Annotated in this window: 28 protein-coding genes; 5 read left to right on the plus strand and 23 right to left on the minus strand. The window is 60.1% G+C overall.

Annotated elements, in window-relative coordinates:
* The first annotated feature begins 17 nt into the window (after nucleotides 1-17).
* From odhB to CV013_RS14765, 5 genes are all read left to right on the plus strand, one after another.
* The gene (gene odhB, locus CV013_RS14735) at nucleotides 18-1,259 is read left to right on the plus strand and encodes a 2-oxoglutarate dehydrogenase complex dihydrolipoyllysine-residue succinyltransferase (RefSeq protein ID WP_102156459.1); all 1,242 of its coding nucleotides are present in this window, start codon (nucleotides 18-20) and stop codon (nucleotides 1,257-1,259) included.
* 103 nt (nucleotides 1,260-1,362) lie between these two features.
* On the plus strand, nucleotides 1,363-2,760 hold the full coding sequence (lpdA, locus tag CV013_RS14740; RefSeq protein WP_102156460.1) for a dihydrolipoyl dehydrogenase: 1,398 nt from the start codon (nucleotides 1,363-1,365) through the stop codon (nucleotides 2,758-2,760).
* Between the two features lie 305 nt (nucleotides 2,761-3,065).
* Entirely contained in the window at nucleotides 3,066-3,872 is an 807-nt protein-coding gene (locus CV013_RS14750) for a hypothetical protein (protein ID WP_102156461.1), read from the plus strand.
* Between the two features lie 52 nt (nucleotides 3,873-3,924).
* Nucleotides 3,925-5,409: a DUF4403 family protein gene (locus tag CV013_RS14755; protein WP_102156462.1), complete on the plus strand. Its 1,485-nt coding sequence runs from the start codon at nucleotides 3,925-3,927 to the stop codon at nucleotides 5,407-5,409.
* Between the two features lie 273 nt (nucleotides 5,410-5,682).
* Nucleotides 5,683-6,351: a trimeric intracellular cation channel family protein gene (locus tag CV013_RS14765; RefSeq protein WP_102156464.1), complete on the plus strand. Its 669-nt coding sequence runs from the start codon at nucleotides 5,683-5,685 to the stop codon at nucleotides 6,349-6,351.
* An 18-nt stretch (nucleotides 6,352-6,369) separates the two neighbouring features.
* Here the strand turns inward: CV013_RS14765 and CV013_RS14770 are convergent, their stop codons facing one another.
* The 23 genes from CV013_RS14770 to rpsC all read right to left on the minus strand — a co-directional run bounded on the left by CV013_RS14770 (nucleotide 6,370) and on the right by rpsC (nucleotide 20,240).
* Nucleotides 6,370-7,176, minus strand: a complete 807-nt coding sequence (locus CV013_RS14770) for a hypothetical protein (RefSeq protein ID WP_102156465.1) — start codon at nucleotides 7,174-7,176, stop codon at nucleotides 6,370-6,372.
* Nucleotides 7,177-7,299: 123 nt separating this feature from the next.
* A complete protein-coding gene (locus tag CV013_RS14775; protein ID WP_102156466.1) occupies nucleotides 7,300-7,899 on the minus strand; it encodes a hypothetical protein in 600 nt (199 codons plus the stop codon).
* 203 nt (nucleotides 7,900-8,102) lie between these two features.
* Nucleotides 8,103-8,522: a 50S ribosomal protein L17 gene (gene rplQ / locus CV013_RS14780; RefSeq protein ID WP_102156467.1), complete on the minus strand. Its 420-nt coding sequence runs from the start codon at nucleotides 8,520-8,522 to the stop codon at nucleotides 8,103-8,105.
* A gap of 173 nt (nucleotides 8,523-8,695) precedes the next feature.
* Complete coding sequence (locus tag CV013_RS14785) at nucleotides 8,696-9,748, minus strand: DNA-directed RNA polymerase subunit alpha (protein WP_102156468.1); 1,053 nt, start codon at nucleotides 9,746-9,748, stop codon at nucleotides 8,696-8,698.
* A gap of 103 nt (nucleotides 9,749-9,851) precedes the next feature.
* Nucleotides 9,852-10,241, minus strand: a complete 390-nt coding sequence (gene rpsK / locus CV013_RS14790) for a 30S ribosomal protein S11 (protein WP_047805755.1) — start codon at nucleotides 10,239-10,241, stop codon at nucleotides 9,852-9,854.
* A 51-nt stretch (nucleotides 10,242-10,292) separates the two neighbouring features.
* Nucleotides 10,293-10,661 carry a 30S ribosomal protein S13 gene (gene rpsM / locus CV013_RS14795; protein WP_102156469.1) on the minus strand — a complete coding sequence of 123 codons (369 nt, stop codon included), beginning with the start codon at nucleotides 10,659-10,661 and terminating at the stop codon, nucleotides 10,293-10,295.
* A 290-nt stretch (nucleotides 10,662-10,951) separates the two neighbouring features.
* On the minus strand, nucleotides 10,952-11,704 hold the full coding sequence (locus CV013_RS14800; protein ID WP_190276562.1) for an SRPBCC family protein: 753 nt from the start codon (nucleotides 11,702-11,704) through the stop codon (nucleotides 10,952-10,954).
* A 56-nt stretch (nucleotides 11,705-11,760) separates the two neighbouring features.
* Nucleotides 11,761-12,408 (minus strand): adenylate kinase, encoded by a 648-nt coding sequence (locus tag CV013_RS14805; RefSeq protein ID WP_102156470.1) that lies wholly within the window; start codon nucleotides 12,406-12,408, stop codon nucleotides 11,761-11,763.
* Between the two features lie 30 nt (nucleotides 12,409-12,438).
* Nucleotides 12,439-13,803: a preprotein translocase subunit SecY gene (secY, locus tag CV013_RS14810; RefSeq protein ID WP_102156471.1), complete on the minus strand. Its 1,365-nt coding sequence runs from the start codon at nucleotides 13,801-13,803 to the stop codon at nucleotides 12,439-12,441.
* A gap of 188 nt (nucleotides 13,804-13,991) precedes the next feature.
* Nucleotides 13,992-14,483 carry a 50S ribosomal protein L15 gene (gene rplO, locus CV013_RS14815; RefSeq protein ID WP_102156472.1) on the minus strand — a complete coding sequence of 164 codons (492 nt, stop codon included), beginning with the start codon at nucleotides 14,481-14,483 and terminating at the stop codon, nucleotides 13,992-13,994.
* Nucleotides 14,484-14,613: 130 nt separating this feature from the next.
* Nucleotides 14,614-14,802: a 50S ribosomal protein L30 gene (rpmD, locus tag CV013_RS14820; protein ID WP_102156473.1), complete on the minus strand. Its 189-nt coding sequence runs from the start codon at nucleotides 14,800-14,802 to the stop codon at nucleotides 14,614-14,616.
* 5 nt (nucleotides 14,803-14,807) lie between these two features.
* The gene (rpsE, locus tag CV013_RS14825; protein WP_223805383.1) at nucleotides 14,808-15,590 is read right to left on the minus strand and encodes a 30S ribosomal protein S5; all 783 of its coding nucleotides are present in this window, start codon (nucleotides 15,588-15,590) and stop codon (nucleotides 14,808-14,810) included.
* Nucleotides 15,590-15,934 (minus strand): 50S ribosomal protein L18, encoded by a 345-nt coding sequence (gene rplR, locus CV013_RS14830; protein WP_102156474.1) that lies wholly within the window; start codon nucleotides 15,932-15,934, stop codon nucleotides 15,590-15,592. The genes rpsE and rplR overlap by 1 nt, the downstream gene beginning before the upstream one ends.
* A gap of 1 nt (nucleotide 15,935) precedes the next feature.
* Nucleotides 15,936-16,469 (minus strand): 50S ribosomal protein L6, encoded by a 534-nt coding sequence (gene rplF, locus CV013_RS14835; protein ID WP_102156475.1) that lies wholly within the window; start codon nucleotides 16,467-16,469, stop codon nucleotides 15,936-15,938.
* Nucleotides 16,469-16,864: a 30S ribosomal protein S8 gene (rpsH, locus tag CV013_RS14840; RefSeq protein WP_102156476.1), complete on the minus strand. Its 396-nt coding sequence runs from the start codon at nucleotides 16,862-16,864 to the stop codon at nucleotides 16,469-16,471. The genes rplF and rpsH overlap by 1 nt, the downstream gene beginning before the upstream one ends.
* Nucleotides 16,865-16,875: 11 nt before the next feature.
* The gene (gene rpsN / locus CV013_RS14845; RefSeq protein WP_102156477.1) at nucleotides 16,876-17,181 is read right to left on the minus strand and encodes a 30S ribosomal protein S14; all 306 of its coding nucleotides are present in this window, start codon (nucleotides 17,179-17,181) and stop codon (nucleotides 16,876-16,878) included.
* A 29-nt stretch (nucleotides 17,182-17,210) separates the two neighbouring features.
* Nucleotides 17,211-17,792: a 50S ribosomal protein L5 gene (rplE, locus tag CV013_RS14850; protein ID WP_102156478.1), complete on the minus strand. Its 582-nt coding sequence runs from the start codon at nucleotides 17,790-17,792 to the stop codon at nucleotides 17,211-17,213.
* The gene (gene rplX / locus CV013_RS14855) at nucleotides 17,785-18,105 is read right to left on the minus strand and encodes a 50S ribosomal protein L24 (protein ID WP_102156479.1); all 321 of its coding nucleotides are present in this window, start codon (nucleotides 18,103-18,105) and stop codon (nucleotides 17,785-17,787) included. The genes rplE and rplX overlap by 8 nt, the downstream gene beginning before the upstream one ends.
* Entirely contained in the window at nucleotides 18,105-18,473 is a 369-nt protein-coding gene (rplN, locus tag CV013_RS14860) for a 50S ribosomal protein L14 (protein WP_102156480.1), read from the minus strand. Before rplN ends, rplX begins: the two co-directional genes overlap by 1 nt.
* Nucleotides 18,474-18,561: 88 nt before the next feature.
* Complete coding sequence (gene rpsQ / locus CV013_RS14865) at nucleotides 18,562-18,852, minus strand: 30S ribosomal protein S17 (RefSeq protein WP_102156481.1); 291 nt, start codon at nucleotides 18,850-18,852, stop codon at nucleotides 18,562-18,564.
* 12 nt (nucleotides 18,853-18,864) lie between these two features.
* Nucleotides 18,865-19,095 (minus strand): 50S ribosomal protein L29, encoded by a 231-nt coding sequence (gene rpmC / locus CV013_RS14870; RefSeq protein WP_102156482.1) that lies wholly within the window; start codon nucleotides 19,093-19,095, stop codon nucleotides 18,865-18,867.
* On the minus strand, nucleotides 19,095-19,529 hold the full coding sequence (gene rplP / locus CV013_RS14875) for a 50S ribosomal protein L16 (RefSeq protein WP_102156483.1): 435 nt from the start codon (nucleotides 19,527-19,529) through the stop codon (nucleotides 19,095-19,097). The genes rpmC and rplP overlap by 1 nt, the downstream gene beginning before the upstream one ends.
* 15 nt (nucleotides 19,530-19,544) lie before the next feature.
* A complete protein-coding gene (rpsC, locus tag CV013_RS14880; protein ID WP_102156484.1) occupies nucleotides 19,545-20,240 on the minus strand; it encodes a 30S ribosomal protein S3 in 696 nt (231 codons plus the stop codon).
* Between the last annotated feature and the right edge of the window lie 2 nt (nucleotides 20,241-20,242).

The raw sequence follows: 20,242 nt of genomic DNA on the forward strand, positions 1-20,242 counted from the left end.
GGAACAGGAACTTTTCAATGTCCCAAGAAGTCAAAGTCCCCACTCTGGGTGAATCGGTTACAGAAGCGACCATCGGTGAATGGCTGAAACAGCCGGGTGAAGCGGTCGCGGTCGACGAACCGATTGCCAGCCTTGAAACCGACAAGGTCGCGGTCGAAGTCCCCTCCCCCATCGCGGGCGTAATGGGCGAACACAAAGTCGCCGTTGGCGATACGGTCGAAGTCGGCGCGGTGATTGCCACCGTCGAAGAAGGTAGCGCGGGCGCCGCCCCCGCCAAGCCTGCCGCTGCAGCGCCCGCTTCATCGTCGGACAACGGCACGCTGGAAGACACTGTTCCGGCGCAGGCCAAGATCCACGATCCCGATGCCGCACAGACGCTGTCGCCCGCTGTGCGCCGCGCTGTGCTCGAACACGGGGTCGATCCGTCGCAGATCAAGGGCACCGGCAAAGACGGTCGCCTGACCAAGGAAGATGTTGTCGCCGCCGCGCAGGCGAAGAGCGCCTCGCCTGCACCAGCCGCCGCTACGCCGACCGCAGCCGCCGCTGCATCTGCCGGTGGCCGCAACGAAGAACGGGTCAAGATGACCCGTATGCGCCAGACCATCGCCAAGCGGCTGAAAGGCGCGCAAGACACTGCGGCGCTGCTGACCACTTTCAACGATTGCGACATGACTGCCGTGATCGAAGCGCGCGAAAAGTACAAAGACGTTTTCGCCAAGAAGCACGATATCAAGCTCGGCTTCATGTCGTTCTTCGCCAAGGCAGCCTGCCTTGCGCTGAAGGATATCCCTTCGGTCAACGCGCAGATCGATGGCGATGAAATCGTCTATCACGATTACGTCGATATCTCGGTCGCAGTCAGCGCGCCCAACGGGCTGGTCGTGCCGGTCGTGCGCGATGCCGACAAGAAGGGCTTTGCTCAGATCGAGAAGGATATCGCGGACTTCGGCAAGCGTGCGAAGGACGGTTCGCTGACGATGGAAGACATGAAGGGCGGCACCTTCACTATTTCCAACGGCGGCGTATTCGGCGGCCTGATGTCCACCCCGATCATCAACCCGCCGCAGAGCGCCGTGCTCGGCCTGCACCGGATCGAAGATCGCCCGGTCGTCCGTAATGGCGAAATCGTGATCCGCCCGATGATGTACATCGCGCTCAGCTACGATCACCGCCTGATCGACGGTCGCGAAGCGGTGACTGCGCTCAAAACCATCAAGGAAGCGATCGAAGATCCCACCCGGATGCTGATCGACCTGTAATCAATACGGTTCGCTCCTGCGGGGTATGCCAGCACCCCAACGCATTCAGGCAGCGAACCCATGCAAACGCCCATCGACAAGCTAAGGGCGAACGGAGTTGAAAATGGCGGACTACGATTACGACGTCCTGATTATCGGTGCCGGCCCCGGCGGCTATGTCGCGGCGATCCGTGCGGCGCAGCTTGGTCTGAAAACCGCCTGTGCCGAAGGGCGCGAAACGCTGGGCGGTACGTGCCTCAACGTCGGTTGTATCCCGTCGAAGGCGATGCTCCACGCCAGCGAGTATTTCGAAGCGGCCAAGGGCGGCGCGATGGCCGAAATGGGCATCGAAGTTACCCCGAAACTCAACCTCGGTCAGATGCACAAACAGCGGCTCGACGCTGTCGGAGGGCTGACAAAGGGTGTTGAATTCCTGTTCAAGAAGAACAAGGTCGACTGGCTCAAAGGCTATGCCACGTTCAAGGACGCGCACAGCGTGGAAGTGAACGGCGAAACCAAGACCGCCAAGACCGTGGTGATCGCCACCGGTTCGTCGGTCACTCCGCTGCCGGGTGTCGAAGTGGACAATGCCAAAGGCGTGGTGGTCGATTCGACCGGCGCGCTCGAACTGCCAGCCGTTCCCAAGAAGATGGTCGTGATCGGCGGCGGTGTGATCGGGCTGGAACTCGGCTCGGTCTGGCGCCGTCTGGGCGCGGAAGTCACCGTGGTCGAATTCCTCGATCAGATTCTGCCCGGCATGGACGGCGATGTGCGCAAGGAAGCGCAGAAGATCTTCAAGAAACAGGGCATCGAATTCAAGCTCGGCACCAAAGTCACCGGCTGCACGGTGAAGGGCAAGAAAGCCACGCTGACGCTGGAACCCGCCGCTGGCGGCGATGCGGAAACGTTGGAGGCCGATTGCGTGCTGGTGTCGATCGGACGCAAGCCCAATACCGATGGCCTCGGCCTCGACAAGATCGGTCTGGAAACCAACAAGCGTGGCCAGATCGAAGTCGACGGTGAATTCCGCACCGCTGTCGATGGCGTGCGCGCCATTGGCGATGTCATCCCCGGCCCGATGCTGGCGCACAAGGCGGAAGACGAAGGCATCGCCGTGGCCGAATGGATCGCCGGGCAGACCGGCATCGTCAATCACGACGTAATTCCCAGCGTGGTGTATACCTGGCCGGAAATTGCTGGCGTCGGCCTGACCGAAGATGGCGCGAAGGAACGCGGCGCAGTGAAGACCAGCAAGTTCCCCATGCTGGCCAACAGCCGCGCGAAGACCAACCACGAACCCGATGGTTTCGTGAAAGTCATCGCCGATGCCGAAACAGATCGCGTGCTGGGCGTGTGGATCATCGCCTCCGTCGCCGGAACGATGATCGCAGAGGCCGCTCTGGGAATGGAATTCGGCGCGACCAGCGAAGACATCGCCTATACCTGCCACGCGCACCCGACCCATTCGGAAGCGATCAAGGAAGCGGCAATGGGCGTGATGGGTAAACCGATCCACACCTGAGCCCATGCTCAGGCCCCATTACTGGCGCCATTGAGGTTTGAAGCAAAATGGCTCAGCGCAAGGAGAAAGGGCGCAGGAATATGTCAATATTTCAAGACCTTTTGACGCTGCGATGGGCCATTTTGGTCAAATCCCCCAACCTGACCTCATGCGGGGACGTTCAAATGGCTTCCATCTCAACCCAAACCGCCCTTGGAAAGGCATATAGCCTTCCCGGCGGGCAGTTTGGTCCGATATGTTCGCCATTTGGACGCCTCAACGGTGCCAGTAATGGGGCCTGAGCCTAAGGCCATCGCGACATAGGATTGCACCGCCCCATCTCTGTCTGCGTTATCGCGCTGTCCGCGACACTGCTTGTCAGCGGGTGGTGGATGGTGAGCGCGGGTGCGCCGATCAGTTATGCCTTTGTGAACCTTGCCGCCCTGATCGCAGGGCTGGTACTTGCGTTCGCAATCGCACGAGTTCCTGCAAAGGCTGCGCTGATCGCCCCTGCAGCTCTCGGCGCGCTGGCGCTGGCGTTCGGCCCTTCCATCGATGGCGTCCATCGGTGGGTCGCCCTGGGCGGGATCAGCATACATGCAACAATGCTGGCCGGGCCGTGTTTCGCGGTGGCATTCCAGCGGATTGGCGGATGGCCGGCTTCCCTCGCAACGGTTGCGTTCGCCGCTGTCACCGCTTTGCAGCCCGATTTCGGAATGGCGCTCGCACTGGCTTGCAGCGTTGCAGTGACTCTGCTCGTTCGGCGCGATTTACCAACACTGGTCGCTCTTGCCTGCGCGGCACTGGCGGCGGTGTGGGCAGCATGGCGCGGCGACCCGCTGTCCGCCGTGCCGTTCGTGGAAGGCGTGATGCAGCGCATGGCGAGCGACCACAGCCCAGCCGCACTGATTTCGCTGGCACTACTGGCGCTTGCGACAACGGCCCCGGCGCTGTTGCGCGAAGGGCGGCAAGCGGGTGGCCTTGCCTTCGCCGGTTACTCTGTCGGGCTTGTCGGCGCATCGCTGATTGGCCCCTTGCCCACGCCGCTGGTCGGATATGGCGCCGCCCCTATTCTGGGGTATTGTCTGGCTCTCGGCCTGCTCATCAGGCCGTCGAGCGCCACCGAACGCTAGGAACTGTCTACCAACTGGCGTATTGATACGCGGAGGGGGATAGGGGCACGGTATGGCAAATCACTGGGTACACAGACTTGCGGTCGCTCTGTGCGGAGCGTTGGCGCTGGTCGGGTGCAAGCAATCGAGCGAGCCGTTTGCGCCCCCTCCCCGCGCCAATGATGCCATCGAAATCCCCGATGAAAGCTCTGTCATCGCGGTGCCCATCACTGCTGATCTGTCGGGACTCGTCGATAATGTCGCGCGCCAGATACCGCGCACCCTTTACCAGATCGACCGCAAGGATCAGACCTGCGTTGCGTCCAAGAAGGTCAAGGTCGCCTTCGTCAAAGTTAAAACGCCCAAGATCAAGTGCGACATCGTCGGCACCGTGACCCGCGGGAACATGGCGATCTCCGGGCGCGGGCGGGACATCGTTGTGACCATGCCGATCCACGCCGAAGTCCACGCGAAAGATATTGCAGGCGTTCTCAAACAGGAAACTGCCACTGCCGACGCCAATGTGCGCGCGGTAATACGCTTGTCTGTCGACAGTCGCTGGAACCCGCACGGCACGATCCGCATCAAGTACGACTGGATCAATACACCGCATATCGACTTCCTCGGCCAGCGGATCGAATTCACGAAAGATGCGGACAAGGAACTGAAAGGCGTAGTCGCGAAGCTCGAACGCACTTTGCCACGCGAACTGGAGAAAATACACCTGCGGCGCGATATCGAACGGTTGTGGGGCGAAGCATTCACAGTGGTTCAACTCAACGAGAAAAACCCGCCAGTGTGGATGCGGATCGAGCCGCAGCAATTGCAGTATGGCGGCTATTCACTCTCCGGCAAGACGCTGAATCTCAAGCTGGGAATGACAGCCCGAACCCAGACTTTCGTTGGCGACAAGCCTGCACCCCCGGACAAAAAGCCACTGCCGCCACGCACACCTCTGTCGGAAACGCCCGGCAAGCTGGCATTCTTCATCCCGGTCGTGGCCGATTACGCAGAGCTGGAACCCGTTATCGCCAGGGCACTGAACAAACGGGCTGCCCGACCATTCAAAGTGCCCGGCATCGGCCCGGTGCAGGCCCGCTTCGGGAAGATAGAGGTTTACGGATCCACCGGCGGCCGCGTGGCCGTGGGCGCCACCTTCACGGCACAGCGGACCGACGGGAAATATGGTGCGGCCAACGGGACGGTCTGGCTCACCGGCGTGCCGCATAACCAGCCGAATTCACGCAAAGTGTCGTTCAGCGATGTCTCGGTGACGGGCGACAGCGACCGAATGGAAACCGATATCCTGATGCGGCTTGCCAGTGCGCCGGGATATCAGCAGGCAATCGCCGATGCCCTGACACAGAATTTCGAAGGCGACTTCGATGATCTGAAAGGCAAGATCGAACGTGCGATAGCGCGGCGCCGCGAAGGCGATCTGGTGATTCACGCCCGGATCGATGAAGTGAACACCGGAGAGCTGAAGGCGGCCGGACGCGGGTTGTATCTTCCGGTGCAGGGCTCCGCGACGACATCGATCACAGTGACCGCCCGCTGACCAGCCGGCCGATTGCAAACCTGCTGCGCCTAGCGCCTGAATTCGGGAGTAAATCCTGGAGAAGCCGATGTCTCTCAGGCCAACCGAAGAACCCGGCGCAATCGCGTTGGCGCAGCTGATCGAGAGAGAGCTGGGATAGCAGCTGATCCGTGATTAGCATGAGCAGGTACTGATCGCACATTCTGCACGTAAACAGATATTGCCGCTTCTCGGTTCGATATTGGGGACAATCCCGCTTTCCCCCCATCGCCTGATTCGGGTAAAGGCGAGCGTATGATTTCCCCTGCTCTGCCCCCGTTTCTCGACCTTGCCGGCACGGCAATATTCGCGCTTACCGGTGCACTGCTGGCCGCCAGGCTACGCCAGACATTCGTGACAATGGCCTTCTTCGCGCTGGTAACCGGCGTCGGCGGCGGTTCTTTGCGGGATATGTTGCTGGGTGCACCGGCATTCTGGTTGCACAGCCCGTGGGTGGCGGCAGTGATCTTCGCAACCGCGCTGATGGCGTGGTTCACTCCGCGCAAATGGTGGGACAACGAATTGCTCGAATGGGCCGATGCGATGGGGATGGCTGCTTTCGCGGTGCTGGGCGCAGCCAAGGCGCTGGCGTTTGGTGTCGCCCCGTTGCCTGCTGCGGTGCTGGGGATCGTCACCGGCTGCGCGGGCGGCGTGATCCGCGATGTCATCGCGGGCGAACCATCTATTCTGATGCGGCCAGAGCTCTATGTGACGGCAGCGGCGCTATCGGCAATGCTGACAGTAGGCGGCGAAGTGGCGGGTCTGCCCGCCCTGATCGCGTGGAGTGTTGCATGGGCCGCCGGTTTCGCACTGCGTGGGGCAGCAATCCGCTGGCGGCTCGCCTTGCCATCATATCGAGAGGGCAAGGAACAAGACGAGACCAGTGCACCGGCAGATCCGCCGCCCGCGAAGAACGATCGTTAGGTCCAGGACCTAAGCCGATCAACCGTTGAAGTCAGGCTGCTCCGCAGTCGAGTAACGCCCGTCGTCAGCTTCATTGCCAATCGGGCCACCGGGATAGGCCGGTGCAGCATTGCGATCGATATCGCTATCGACCGCCGGGCTGGATGCACCGCCACCGGGCATGGCCGATTGATTCTGCCACGCCTGAGCATATCGCTCGCTACTCCACTGCCGGTCCTCCACCGCCCCGCGTGAGGACCGCCCGAAATCGATGCCGTCGATCCGGCCATCGCGCCCGACCATGCATGTGAAAGACGCACCCGTCGTCAGATTGCCTTCCACCCGCCAGCCTTCGCCGTACCGTTCGGCCGAATGGATGCTGTCGACCCGACCATTGCGCCCTGCGGCATCGGCACAGCTATCGACCGCGCGCCTCAATCCCCCACTGTCACCATACGGCGACCGATCAGGGCGGCTGCGATATTCGGGATAGCGATTGTCCGGGTAACGCGTATCGGGATAGCGGCTGTCGGGATAAGTCCGGTTGCGATAGCGATCGTCGTTATCGCGCGAAGACTTGGTTACGGCGCTGGCCACCGCTGCAATTGCCCCAACCACCAGCAGACCGCCGATAACATCGCCTGCATCGATACGGTCGCGGCGGTAGTGGCGCCCCCACCGTCGCGAATGATCGGCATTGTCGGAATCGGCATGAAATCCACCGTTGGCGACGACATCGCTGGCGATGGAAGCGTGCGGCATCTCCGCAGCGGCCAGCGGCGTCACGGCCATCGATGCGCTGGCCATCAGTGCAACGGCAGAGGCGAATTTGGAATAAGCTGTCATATCAATGTCCCCATCCAAGGAGATCTGCGACAGAGTGCCGCATAGTGACGACGAAATTAGGCGGTCCAGGCTTGCGTAAGCCTGAACCGCCCCTTCGGTGGCTCGTTAGCGGGCGCGCTCAGATCAGAGCCCACGGATGCCGCGGTAATCGAGATCGACGACGCGCCCGTGGCGCACTTCGCATTTGAACTTGCCGCTGTCCCAACCGCGATAGCTGTTGTTCCAGCCACGGTAGTCGTTACCCCAGCCCGACCCGTAATGCCGGTCGCCCCGGCGCCAGTCGCGGCCCATATTGTTCACCGCGATCCGGCCTTCAACCTTGTAGCCGTTACGTTTGCGATCAATATCGCGAATGTCGGTCACCCGCGCGCCGCGATAGCCATAGCGTTGCGCGTTGCGCTGTGCCGCGGCCACGCACTGCTGCACCGCATCGCGCGATCCGGCACGGGCGTAACGGTCGTTGCCATAGCGGTTGTCGTAACGGTTGCCGTAGTCATAGCGATCGTCATATCGGCCATCGCGGTAGCTGCGATCTTTGCCGATTGACGAAGCGACAGCCGCGATACCGCCGATAATCAGCGCCCCTGCAATGATTTCACCTGCACCGATACCGTCATGATCGCGGTCGCGTGCCATAGCGGGGCTTACCGAAGCCATTGCCATCGCGCCAGCCGCGACGGCACCGATGGTTCCTTTGGCCAATGCGTTGGTCATGATCTTCATAGTGTCCTCACTTTCGGGCGGCGAAGGAGTGCCGCCTTGTGAAGACGTTGTAAGCGATTCGCGGTGTGGCATCCCTGAACTGGCAGTGCAGCCATCATTCATGTAATGCGCCACTTTTATGAACAGGCAAAGCAAAAGGCCGCGAGAGTTTCCTCTCACGGCCTTTCTCATTTCATCCCCTTTGAGCAGGGGCTAGGACGCGATCAGGCGTCTTCGAATTCTTCTTCGTTCATGACCGGGCCGCTGTCCTGCCCCTTGGCATCGACATCGCGGTCAACCAGTTCGATAATCGCAACCGGCGCGGCATCGCTGCCACGGATACCGGCCTTGATGATCCGGGTGTAGCCGCCTTCGCGATCAGAATAGCGTTCGGCCAGAACATCGAACAACTTCTTGAGCTGGGTCTCGTCGCCCAGACGGCTCATGGCCAGACGGCGGTTCGACAGGCCGCCTCGCTTGGCAAGCGTAATTAGCTTTTCGATGTAGGGGCGCAGTTCCTTGGCCTTCGGCGTAGTCGTCATGATCTGCTCATGCTTCACCAGCGCAGTGGCGAGGTTGCGAAGCAGCGCGGCGCGGTGGCCGGATTTACGCTGCAGCTTACGGCCGGAAAGTTTATGACGCATATCTATTCCTTCATTCGTAGGGGGCCCGTGCGAGGTAGCCCGATCCAGGACCGATAAGGGACGGCCCATTGCCCTGATCGCGATACCCCGAAACGGTCCGGGGCATCAAACTGCCAGTGAAGCCCTGACAGCGTGAGCAGCCCCCGCACTATGCGAGGGCCGCACATAATTGCTTAGCCGAGCAGTTCCTGTTCGAGCTTCTTGGCCATTTCTTCGATATTTTCCGGCGGCCAGCCAGGGATGTCCATGCCGAGGCGCAGACCCATCGAGCTCAGGACTTCCTTGATCTCGTTGAGCGACTTGCGACCGAAGTTCGGCGTGCGGAGCATCTCGGCTTCGGTCTTCTGGACCAGGTCGCCGATGTAGATGATGTTGTCGTTCTTCAGGCAGTTGGCCGAACGCACCGACAGTTCCAGTTCGTCCACCTTCTTGAGCAGGTAACGGTTGAGCTGGTTGGTGTCGTTTTCTTCCGGCTGAGCGGCAACGCCGATCATCGGGCTGGAAGGCTGCGGAATGCCATCTTCGAAGTGGACGAACAGCGTGAGCTGATCCTGCAGGATACGCGCGGCATAGGCCAGCGCATCTTCCGGGGTCACGGTGCCATCGGTTTCGATCGTCAGGCTAAGCTTGTCAAAGTCGAGCTCCTGCCCAACGCGGGCGTTTTCAACTTTGTAGCTGACCTGACGGACCGGCGAATACAGCGAATCAACCGGGATCAGACCAATCGGCGCATCGGCCGGACGGTTGCTGACTGCCGGGACATAACCCTTGCCGGTATCGGCAGTGAGTTCCATGTTCAGCGTCGCACCATCGTCGAGATGGCACAGCACCAGATCCTTGTTCATCACTTCGATGTCGCCCGAAACGGCGATATCGCCCGCCTTCACCGGGCCGGGTCCAGTGGCGGAAAGCTGAAGACGCTTAGCACCTTCGCCTTCCATCTTGAGGGCAATCTGCTTCACGTTCAGCACGATATCCGTCACGTCTTCACGCACACCGGCGAGCGACGAGAACTCATGCAGAACATTTTCGATCTTGATCGAAGTGATCGCGGCACCCTGAAGGCTGGAGAGCAGCACACGGCGCAGCGCATTGCCGAGCGTCAGGCCAAAGCCCCGCTCAAGCGGTTCGGCAACGAATGTTACCTTACGACCCTTGGCGCCTTCTTTGACGTCGAGGGTATTGGGTTTCTTGAGTTCCTGCCAGTTCTTGGTGTTGACGGACATGGATTTCCCCTGGGGTTAAATGCGGGCGGGACCGGCTGCGCTGGGCGGCGCGTCCGGTCCGTGAATGGCGGCGGGGCTCAACACCCCGCCGGGCAGGTACGGATCAGACGCGACGACGTTTGGAAGGCCGAACCCCGTTGTGCGGGATCGGGGTCACGTCGCGGATCGAAGTAATGGTGAAGCCCACAGCCGCCAGACCGCGCAGCGCACTTTCACGACCCGAACCCGGGCCCTTTACTTCGACTTCCAGCGTACGGACGCCATGCTCGGCAGCTTTCTTGCCAGCATCGTCGGCGGCAACCTGAGCTGCATAAGGAGTCGACTTGCGGCTACCCTTGAAGCCCATCATGCCTGCGCTGGACCAGCTGATAGCATTGCCCTGCGCGTCTGTGATGGTGATCATCGTGTTGTTGAAGCTGGCGTTGATGTGGGCAACACCGCTCGAAATGTTCTTCTTATCGCGACGCCTGATACGGCCGGGTTCGCGTGCCATGATGGTATTCCTCTATCTCTACGGATGAAGTGAAGTAGCGGGGAGCCCGGCTTACTTCTTCTTCCCGGCGATCGGCTTGGCCTTACCCTTGCGGGTACGGGCATTGGTGTGGGTGCGCTGTCCGCGAACGGGCAAACCCGAACGGTGACGCAGACCACGATACGAACGCAGGTCCATCAGACGCTTGATGTTCATCGCGGTGTCGCGACGCAGGTCGCCTTCCACGCGGTGATCGGCGTCGATCGCTTCACGGATCTGCAGGACTTCCGCATCGGTCAGGTCCTGAACCCGACGCGCATGGTCAATCCCCAGCTTGTCGGCGATCTTGACGGCGGTCGTGCGACCGATCCCGTGAATGTAGGTGAGCGCAATAATAACGCGCTTGTTGGTGGGGAGGTTTACCCCGGCAATACGAGCCACTTAATTCTCCATGCTCCACAGAGGCTTGACCGACCAACTTACGAAGGGCGGCAGACCCCTATCTCAACGCTGCAACTTCTCGACAAGGCGGATGCCCTGACGGCAAAAAGCCCGGTTGGCGCGCTTTCGGCTGCCGCCTGCCGGACCGATTCCGTCATGTCGAAGAACGCGGCGCTTACGGGGATTTTCCTGCCTCGTCAACAGCCTTGCACACGATTACTGAGGCAAGAGCGCATATGGGCACCGCAAGCCGTTGTGCAACTCTGCATTACTACGCAACAGCGTGCGCGTCAAAGCGCGTCGGGATCCTTCGCTTCGGGGGCTACATTACCATCGGCCTTGCCGCTCTGCTTATCCGGCTCATCATTCAGCTTCTCGTTCGCGAGCGCATCGAGCGCAGCCCCCACATCCGCCGCATCGTCCGGCAACAATGGGTCGGAGCCAGCATCCTGTTCCACCTTATCGAGCTTATCCTCCCCGGCCTCTATTCGTCCCAACTTGTCCGCCAACCCATTGAGTTGCTGGCTCATCACGCCGTCAACCGCCTTCGATATCGTGTCTGGAGGATACCGGAGCACTCCGCCCACGACATACTCCCACACTATGCGCGTGCCCCCTTCGTCGGCGGCCTTCATCGTAATGGTCAGAACACCTTGCACAGGCTCACTCTGCAAAGGCCCCAGCGCACCACGCATACGCAGCGCCTTGCCCGGCTCCGCCAGAACGACCTCCATATGCTGTGCACTGCCAGCCAGCCCCGGGCTGTTCGCAGTTGGTTTTGCGGGAATCCCCTCGCAGAAGCATCCCCCGCCTTGCGGAGTCAGCGTCAGATTAGTGGCATCGCCCGACCAGGTGTGCCCGCTGTTCCACCACTCGCCTGGCTTTATCAGCATCAGCCATGTGGCCAGAGTGTCCGTTTTCACGACCACGCTATCGCGCGTTACGAACAGCGATGCGTCGGCCTGCATAACCTCAGCGCGCGCACCATGTGCTGTAAGCAGCGCAGGCATACCCGCCAGGCATGCCAGAATCATCTTCCTCATCGGATACCCCTTCATCCCTTCCGCGTTATCTCACGCGGAAAGGCGATAGAAAAGGGTCAACCGCCCAGAATACTCTCGATCTCTTCGCTGACGGTATCCATATCCGCCATCCCGTCTACCCGACTAACGATGCCACGTTCTTCATAAATGGGCAAAATCGGCGCAGTTTTGGCGCGGTATTCTTCCATCCGTTTCCGAACAGTTTCTTCATTGTCGTCAGGTCGGCGCTTGAATTCGGTAGACCCGCATTTATCGCAGACCCCCGTAACTTTCGGCTGCTTGAACACGTCATGGTAACCGGCGCCACACTGAGCACAGGTAAAGCGACCCGTGATTCGTTCGACGAGCGCGTCTTCGTTGACTTCCAGCTCGATCACATGATCGAGCTTACGGTCATGTCCGGCCAGAATTGCATCGAGCGAATGCGCCTGCGCTTCGGTGCGCGGATAGCCATCGAAAATGGCACCCGTATCGGGGCCCATCGCCGCCAGTTCGGCATCGATCAGCTTGCTGACAATCTCATCCGAGACAAGCTCACCACGCTCCATCACCGCCTTGGCTTCAAGGCCGACCGGAGTGCCAGCCTTGACCGCCGCGCGCAGCATGTCGCCTGTGGAGAGCTGGCGCATCCCGTGCCGATCGACCAACCGTTGAGCCTGAGTACCCTTGCCCGCTCCCGGCGGTCCAAGAAGGATGATGTTCACTTTGCGCCACCCCCGAAAATTATGTGAAACTTACCGCAAACGCCCCTTGAGACGAGCTTTCTTGATCAAATCGCCATACTGGTGCGCCAGCAGGTGCGACTGAATCTGGCTGATCGTATCCACGGTAACGTTGACGACGATCAGCAAGCTCGTTCCGCCGAGGAACAGCGGAATACCGGTCTGCGCGATCATATATTCGGGAATCACGCAAACCAGCGTCAGGTATATTGCGCCAACCACGGTGATGCGAGTCAGCACATAGTCTAGGTAGTCCTGCGTGCGCTTGCCTGGACGGATGCCGGGAATGAACCCACCGTTCTTCTTCAGGTTCTCTGCCGTTTCTTCCGGATTGAAGACAACCGCAGTGTAGAAAAAGCTGAAGAAGATAATGCCCGCCGCATAGAGCGCCATGTACAGCGGCTGCCCGTGGCGTAGATAGAAGTTGAGCGTGTTGATAACTCCGCCCATCCCCGAATCGGGATTGATCCCCTCACCGGCGAATTGCGTGATCGTGAGCGGCAGCAGCAGGAGCGAGCTGGCGAAGATCGGCGGAATAACGCCGGCCGTGTTCAGCTTCAGCGGCAGGTGGCTGCGGTCGGCCTGCATCATTCCACGTGCGCTGGCACGCTTAGGATACTGGATCAGCAAGCGACGCTGAGCACGCTCCATGAAGCAAATCAGCAGCACGAGGCCGACGATCATCGCGACAAAGAAAATGATCACGAACGGGCTGATCGCACCGGACCGGCCGCCTTCGAACAGGTTTGCCGTAAAGCTCGGAAAGCGCGAAATAATACCCGCCATAATGATCAGCGAAACGCCGTTCCCGATCCCGCGACTGGTAATCTGCTCGCCCAGCCACAGCAGGAACATCGAACCGCCGACGAGACTGATGACAGCCACGATACGGAACATGATCCCCGGCATCACAACAGCCTGAAGACCTGCCTGCGCGCCGTAAGCCTCAAGGCCGGTCGCAAGGAACCAGCCTTGAATGGCACAGAGGAATACCGTGCCGTAACGCGTATATTGATTGAGCTTCTGACGACCGCTGGCCCCTTCCTTCTTCATCGCGGCAAGCGCGGGATGGAGCGAGGCGGCAAGCTGAATCACAATCGACGCCGTAATGTAAGGCATGATGCCAAGCGCAATCAGGCTCATGCGTTCGAGGCTTCCGCCTGAGAACGTATTGAACAGATCGAGGATACCGCCCTGCGTCTGCTCATACAGCTGTGACAACACCAACGGGTTCACACCCGGCAGCGGCACGAAGCTGAGAAAGCGAAAGACGATCAGGGCACCGATCGTGAACCAGATACGGTTCTTCAGTTCGGTAGCCTTGGAGAAATTCGCGAAGCTGAGATTGCTCGCAATATTGTCGGCGCTGGATGCCATCAGTAAACCCGATATTCCTGCATTGTTGCCCGGACCCTCCCGGTGAGGGAATTCACATAGGGTGCAGGTTGGCAAATGTCGAACCTGCAAGGGCCATAAAATGCACGATCCCGGTGAAAGCTGGGGTCAAGGGCGGTCGATTGACGACAAAATGCCCACAACCCCGGCTTGCACCGGGACGACAATTCTTACTTAGCGTCGGCCTTCGCGTCAGCTTTCTTCGGTGCAAAAACCTCGACCGAACCGCCAGCCTTCTCGACTGCGTCGATCGCACCCTTACTGGCTCCGGCGACAATGAACTTGGCCTTAGCCTTCAGTTCACCCTTACCGAGCAGGCGGACGCCATCCTTACCGCCGCGCGCCAGTCCGGCAGCCTGCAGAGCGGAATGGTCGATATCCTTCGATGCATCGAGCTTCTTCGCATCGATGAACTTCTGGACCATGCCGAGGTTCACTTCGGCGTAATCTTTTCCGAAGGGGTTGTTAAAGCCACGCTTCGGCAGGCGCATATGCAGCGGCATCTGACCGCCTTCGAAGCCCTTGATGGCCACGCCGGAACGAGCCTTCTGACCCTTCTGACCACGGCCGCCGGTCTTGCCTTTGCCCGAACCGATGCCCCGGCCGATCCGCATTTTGCGGTGACGGGCGCCTTCGTTGTCGCGGATGTCATTCAGTTTCATAGTGTGCACTCGCTTTCGCTTTGTCTCGCGCTTTAAAAAAGTGATCCCCCGCACACGGCGGGGGCCTCTGGCCACAGGCTAAACACCCTGACCGGAGATCCCCGCGCTGTTACGGGGACTCACGAATTGGTCAACCCTCGACGACTTCCACCATGTGGGGAAGCTTGGCGATGGCACCGCGGGTTTCAGGCGTATCAGCCACTTCCACTTCACGGTGCATCTTGCCGAGGCCGAGGCCAATCAGAATCTTCTTCTGGGCTTCGGGCCGACGGATCGGAGAACCGATCTGACGGATCTTGATGGTTTTTGCTTTAGCCATCCTGCTTACTCCGCAATCGCGGCGGCGTCGGCTTCAGCCTCGGCCTCCGAAGCGCCACCGCGACCAAGCAGGTCAGCGATTTTTTTGCCGCGACGCTGAGCGACAGACTTCGGAGAAGTCTGGTCCTGCAGCGCAGCAAACGTAGCGCGGATCATGTTGTAGGGGTTCGACGTGCCAACCGACTTGGTGACAACGTCAGCAACACCAAGGCTTTCGAAGACGGCGCGCATCGGACCACCGGCAATGATGCCAGTACCGGGAGGAGCCGTACGGAGCGTCACCTTACCTGCACCGAAACGCCCATTGCCATCGTGGTGCAGCGTGCGGCCTTCTTTCAACGGAACGCGGATCATCTTCTTGCGCGCCGCAGCAGTCGCCTTGGTGATCGCTTCCGGCACTTCGCGGGCCTTACCGTGGCCGAAGCCAACGCGGCCCGATCCGTCACCAACCACAACGAGAGCGGCGAAACCGAAGCGCTTACCGCCCTTCACCGTCTTGCTGACACGGTTGATATGAACCAGTTTTTCAATGATGCCGTCGTCTTCTTCCTCGCGACGGTTGCCGCGACGATCATCACGTCCACGACCACGGCCACCACCATCACGGCCACCGCGGCCACCACGTCCACGACGCGGCTGCCCTTCGGCACCCTGAGCCGGGTCCTGATTAGCTGCCGCTTCGGACGGAGTATCGGCAACTGCCGGAGCTTCGTTGGTCACCGCGTTTTCGGTTTCGGCAGTCGCCACGACCTTATCCTCGGTGTTTGCGTTGTTCTCGTCAGCCATCATCAGAACTCCAGCCCGCCTTCGCGAGCGGCATCGGCCAGCGCCTTCACGCGGCCGTGGAAAAGGAACCCGCCGCGATCGAACACGACGGAAGTCACGCCCGCCTTCTTGGCGGCAGCGGCGATGTCCTTACCCACCTGCACGGCAGCATCGACGTTGGCACCCGAAGCCTTGGCTCCAAGGGTCGACGCGGCGGCCACAGTGCGGCCTGCCTTGTCGTCGATAATCTGCGCGTAGATGTGTTTGCCGGTGCGATGCACCGACAGACGCGGCCGTTCACCGGCACGGGACCTGATCGCGGTACGCACGCGGCGGCGGCGGCGTTCGAAGAGGGAAAGCTTTGCCATCTTACTTCTTCTTCCCTTCCTTGCGGAAGATGTACTCACCGCGGTACTTGATGCCCTTGCCCTTGTAAGGTTCGGGCTTGCGCCAGCGGCGAACTTCGGCGGCAAACTGGCCAACGGCCTGCTTGTCCACACCAGAAATCTCCACAGTGGTCTGATCCGGCGTCTTTACTTCGAGGCCTTCCGGCACATCGAGATCGACATCGTGGCTGAAGCCGAGCTGAAGCTTGAGCTTCTTGCCCTGCGCCTGCGCACGATAACCAACACCGCTGATTTCCAGAACTTTGGTGAAACCTTCGGTTACGCCTTCGACCAGGTTAGACACCAGCGTGCGCTGCATACCCCAGAAGGAGCGTGCGGCCTTGGTATCGTTGGCCGGCTTGACACGAATCTCACCGCCTTCGACTTTGTAGTCGATCAGTTCGCTCAGGCCCAGCGACAGGGTGCCCTTGGGCCCCTTCACGGTCAGAGTGTCGCCCTCGATGTTGGCGGTAACGCCACTCGGGATTGCGACCGGCTTTTTGCCGATGCGGCTCATCAGAACACCTCCGCCAGCACTTCGCCGCCGACGTTCTGAGCGCGTGCTTCGTTGTCCGAAAGCACACCCTTGGGCGTCGAGACGATGGTGATGCCAAGGCCATTACGCACAGTCGGGAGCTCTCGGCTACCCGAATAAATGCGACGTCCCGGCTTGGAGACACGAGCGACATGCTTAATTGCAGGCTCGCCTTCGAAATACTTCAGTTCAATCCGCAGGGCCTTGTGCTTGCCCGAAGCGTCTTCGCTGTAGCCACGGATGTAGCCTTCGCGCTGAAGCACTTCGAGAACGTTTGCACGCAGCTTGGAAGCTGGCGAAAGAACGGAATCCTTCTTCGCCTGCTGGCCGTTGCGGATGCGGGTGAGCATATCACCCAGGGGATCGGTCATAGCCATCGGTCAGATCCTCACCAGCTCGACTTGGTCACGCCCGGAATCATGCCTTTGTTGGCAAGATCACGGAGTTCGATCCGACAAAGGCCGAACTTGCGGTAATAGCCGCGGGGGCGGCCGGTGGTCGCGCAACGATTACGCACCCGGGTCGGGTTCGCATTGCGCGGGATTTCAGCCATCTTCAGGCGCGCGATCAGACGCTCGGATTCATCGAGCGACTCGTCATCGGCAACCGCCTTCAGCTTCGCGTACTTGTTCGCGAATTTCTTCACGAGCTTCTTGCGACGCTCATTCTTATTGATGGAACTCAGTTTCGCCATGGACTTAAGCTCTCTTCCTTACGGGCGGCTCACGCCGCTTCCTTCTCTGCCGACTGCTCAGCCGGGAACGGGAAACCGAACAGGCGCAGCAGTTCGCGCGCTTCTTCGTCGGTCTTCGCCGTGGTGGTTACGATGATATCCATACCCCGAACCTTCTCGATCTTGTCGTAGGAGATTTCGGGAAAGATGATCTGTTCCTTCAGGCCCATGGCATAGTTGCCACGACCATCAAAGCTCTTCGCGTTCAGGCCACGGAAGTCGCGAATGCGAGGCATCGCGATGGTCACCAGACGGTCGAGGAACTCGAACATACGTTCACGACGCAAGGTAACCTTGCAACCGATCGGCATGCCTTCACGCAGCTTGAACTGCGCGATCGACTTCTTGGCCTTAGTAATCACAGGCTTCTGCCCGGCGATCAGGGCCATTTCCTCAGCCGCGGTCTGGACCTTCTTCTTATCCTGGCTCGCTTCGCCCACACCCATGTTGAGCGTGATCTTTTCGAGCCGCGGAATTTCGAGCGCGTTCTTGTAGCCGAACTTTTCGGTCATCGCCTTGGCGATTTCCGCGTCATACTTGGCCTTGAGGCGCGGTGTGTAATTGTCAGCCATCGATGGTTTCCCCCGATTTTACGGCGACGCGAACCTTCTTGCCGTCCTTGACTTCAAAACGGACGCGAGTCGGCTTGCCATCCTTGGGATCGGCCAGCGCAACCTTCGAAATGTCCATCGGCGCGGGAATGCGGTCGATGCCACCCTGCGGGTTCGTCTGGCTCGGCTTGCGGTGACGGGCCATCACATTGATACCGTCGACAACAACCTTGCCATCGCGCGGATGCACAGACTGGACAGTGCCGGTACGGCCCTTGTCCTTGCCCGAAAGCACGACGACGTTATCGCCCTTCTTGATCTTTGCGGCAGCCATTACAGCACCTCCGGAGCGAGCGAAATAATCTTCATAAACCCGCGGCCACGCAGTTCGCGCACCACCGGTCCGAAGATACGGGTGCCAATGGGCTCCTCGTTCTTGTTGACGAGAACCGCAGCATTGCTGTCAAAACGGATCACGCTGCCATCCGGGCGGCGCACGTCCTTCTTCGTGCGAACGATCACCGCACGGTGAACGTCGCCCTTCTTAACGCGGGTACGCGGGGCAGCTTCTTTGACGGAGACAACGATAACGTCGCCCACGCCGGCAAAGCGCCTCTTCGATCCGCCCAGTACCTTGATGCACTGGACGCGCTTGGCGCCGCTATTGTCTGCGACGTCGAGCGTGGATTGCATCTGGATCATCGATCCGGTTCCTTCTTGCTCGGCTTGCCGGAACCAGTCCGGCAGTTCCTAAAAATCCCTTCCCGCCTAAAGCCAGCGGAAAACCTGCTCAGTTGCCCGCTTCCTCAACCTCGAGGTTAGCTTCGACTGCCTGAACTCCACCGGCCTGCACGCGATCTTTCACCGCCCAGGTCTTAGTCTTGGAGATCGGCTTGGTCTCCTCGATACGCACCACGTCGCCGGGCTTGTACTCATTCGCCGCATCGTGGGCGTGGTACTTCTTTGAACGACGAATGATCTTGCCGTAGAGCGGGTGCTTCACCTTACGCTCGACCAGCACGGTCACGGTCTTGTCGGTCTTGTCGGAAACAACCGTTCCGATCAGGATACGCTTAGGCATATCTGGTTATCCTTACTTCGCTTCGGCAGCGCGAGAACGCTCGCCCTGCAGCGTGTGGATGCGCGCGATATCGCGACGGACTTCCTTGATCCGCGCGGGGCGTTCAAGCTGGTTGGTTGCCGCCTGAAAGCGCAGGTTGAACTGCTCACGCTTGAGTTCGACGAGCTGCTCCGAAAGCTGATCGTCTGTCTTAGCGCGCAGATCGGCCGCCTTGCCGGAGCCGGTTTCGGGCTTTTTGGCCATTATTCGCCTCCCAGATGGGATTGGTCGCCCAGACGGGCAACAACCTTGGTCTTGATCGGCAGCTTCATCGCTGCACGCTCAAACGCTTCGGCAGCCAGCGGGCCGGGAACGCCATCGAGTTCGAACAGAATGCGACCCGGCTTCACACGAGCAGCCCAGTATTCGATCGAACCCTTGCCTTTACCCTGACGGACTTCAGCAGGCTTCTTGGACACCGGAACATCGGGGAACACACGGATCCACAAACGTCCCTGACGCTTGATGTGGCGGGTGATCGCACGACGAGCGGCTTCGATCTGGCGCGCCGTAACGCGCTCAGGTTCGAGAGCCTTGAGGCCGTAGGAGCCGAAATTCAGCGCGGTGCCACCTTTGGCATCGCCCTTAATCCGACCTTTGAAGGCCTTGCGGAACTTAGTTTTCTTCGGTTGCAGCATTGCTCTTACCTAATCTCAGCGAGCCGGACGGACGCCGGAGGTCTGTGCCTCCATCATCAGGCGGTCCTGCGCGGTCGGATCATGGCCGAGAATCTCACCCTTGAAGATCCAGACCTTGATACCGATGATCCCATACGCTGTCAGCGCTTCGGCTTCGGCGTAATCGACATTGGCGCGCAGGGTGTGCAGCGGCACACGACCTTCGCGATACTGCTCGACGCGGGCGATTTCCGCACCGCCGAGACGACCGCCGCACATGATCTTGATGCCTTCAGCACCCAGACGCATGGCGGACTGCATGGCGCGCTTCATCGCCCTCCGGAACGCTACGCGGCGGATCAGCTGGTCGGCAATACCCTGAGCGACAAGCTTGGCATCGATTTCCGGCTTACGGATTTCGACGATGTTCAGCTTCACTTCGCTTTCGGTCATCTTCGACAGCTTAGAACGCAGCTTCTCGATGTCAGCGCCCTTCTTGCCGATGATGACACCGGGGCGCGCAGCATAGATCGAGATGCGGCACAACTTCGCAGGACGCTCGATGACGACCTTCGAAATCGCGGCCTGCGGCAGGTTCGAGACGATGTACTTGCGGATCTCGATGTCTTCAGCGAGCAGCTTCGCATAGTCACGCCCTTCAGCGTACCAGCGGCTGTCCCACGTCCGGTTGATCTGCAGGCGCAGGCCGATCGGGTTGGATTTATGACCCATGG

The sequence above is a fragment of the Tsuneonella flava genome (assembly GCF_002870965.1).
Lineage (GTDB): Bacteria > Pseudomonadota > Alphaproteobacteria > Sphingomonadales > Sphingomonadaceae > Tsuneonella > Tsuneonella flava.

Bases quoted from the DNA above. Each gene is read 5' to 3' on its own strand.
- rplF (WP_102156475.1), bottom strand. From the start codon at position 16,469: ATGAGCCGCATCGGCAAAAAGCCGGTCGCAATCCCGAGTGGCGTTACC.
- lpdA (WP_102156460.1), top strand. From the start codon at position 1,363: ATGGCGGACTACGATTACGACGTCCTGATTATCGGTGCCGGCCCCGGC.
- CV013_RS14770 (WP_102156465.1), bottom strand. From the start codon at position 7,176: ATGACAGCTTATTCCAAATTCGCCTCTGCCGTTGCACTGATGGCCAGC.
- odhB (WP_102156459.1), top strand. From the start codon at position 18: ATGTCCCAAGAAGTCAAAGTCCCCACTCTGGGTGAATCGGTTACAGAA.
- rplP (WP_102156483.1), bottom strand. From the start codon at position 19,529: ATGCTGCAACCGAAGAAAACTAAGTTCCGCAAGGCCTTCAAAGGTCGG.
- rpsK (WP_047805755.1), bottom strand. From the start codon at position 10,241: ATGGCACGCGAACCCGGCCGTATCAGGCGTCGCGATAAGAAGAACATT.
- rpmC (WP_102156482.1), bottom strand. From the start codon at position 19,095: ATGGCCAAAAAGCCCGAAACCGGCTCCGGCAAGGCGGCCGATCTGCGC.
- rpsC (WP_102156484.1), bottom strand. From the start codon at position 20,240: ATGGGTCATAAATCCAACCCGATCGGCCTGCGCCTGCAGATCAACCGG.
- rplR (WP_102156474.1), bottom strand. From the start codon at position 15,934: ATGGCAAAGCTTTCCCTCTTCGAACGCCGCCGCCGCCGCGTGCGTACC.
- CV013_RS14755 (WP_102156462.1), top strand. From the start codon at position 3,925: ATGGCAAATCACTGGGTACACAGACTTGCGGTCGCTCTGTGCGGAGCG.
- rplE (WP_102156478.1), bottom strand. From the start codon at position 17,792: ATGGCTGACAATTACACACCGCGCCTCAAGGCCAAGTATGACGCGGAA.
- rpmD (WP_102156473.1), bottom strand. From the start codon at position 14,802: ATGGCTAAAGCAAAAACCATCAAGATCCGTCAGATCGGTTCTCCGATC.
- CV013_RS14785 (WP_102156468.1), bottom strand. From the start codon at position 9,748: ATGTCCGTCAACACCAAGAACTGGCAGGAACTCAAGAAACCCAATACC.
- secY (WP_102156471.1), bottom strand. From the start codon at position 13,803: ATGGCATCCAGCGCCGACAATATTGCGAGCAATCTCAGCTTCGCGAAT.
- rplN (WP_102156480.1), bottom strand. From the start codon at position 18,473: ATGATCCAGATGCAATCCACGCTCGACGTCGCAGACAATAGCGGCGCC.
- rpsE (WP_223805383.1), bottom strand. From the start codon at position 15,590: ATGATGGCTGACGAGAACAACGCAAACACCGAGGATAAGGTCGTGGCG.
- rpsQ (WP_102156481.1), bottom strand. From the start codon at position 18,852: ATGCCTAAGCGTATCCTGATCGGAACGGTTGTTTCCGACAAGACCGAC.
- rplO (WP_102156472.1), bottom strand. From the start codon at position 14,483: ATGAAACTGAATGACATCCGCGACAACGAAGGCGCCCGTCACCGCAAA.
- rplQ (WP_102156467.1), bottom strand. From the start codon at position 8,522: ATGCGTCATAAACTTTCCGGCCGTAAGCTGCAGCGTAAATCCGGCCAC.
- CV013_RS14800 (WP_190276562.1), bottom strand. From the start codon at position 11,704: ATGAGGAAGATGATTCTGGCATGCCTGGCGGGTATGCCTGCGCTGCTT.
- CV013_RS14775 (WP_102156466.1), bottom strand. From the start codon at position 7,899: ATGAAGATCATGACCAACGCATTGGCCAAAGGAACCATCGGTGCCGTC.
- rpsH (WP_102156476.1), bottom strand. From the start codon at position 16,864: ATGGCTATGACCGATCCCCTGGGTGATATGCTCACCCGCATCCGCAAC.
- CV013_RS14765 (WP_102156464.1), top strand. From the start codon at position 5,683: ATGATTTCCCCTGCTCTGCCCCCGTTTCTCGACCTTGCCGGCACGGCA.
- rpsN (WP_102156477.1), bottom strand. From the start codon at position 17,181: ATGGCGAAACTGAGTTCCATCAATAAGAATGAGCGTCGCAAGAAGCTC.
- rplX (WP_102156479.1), bottom strand. From the start codon at position 18,105: ATGGCTGCCGCAAAGATCAAGAAGGGCGATAACGTCGTCGTGCTTTCG.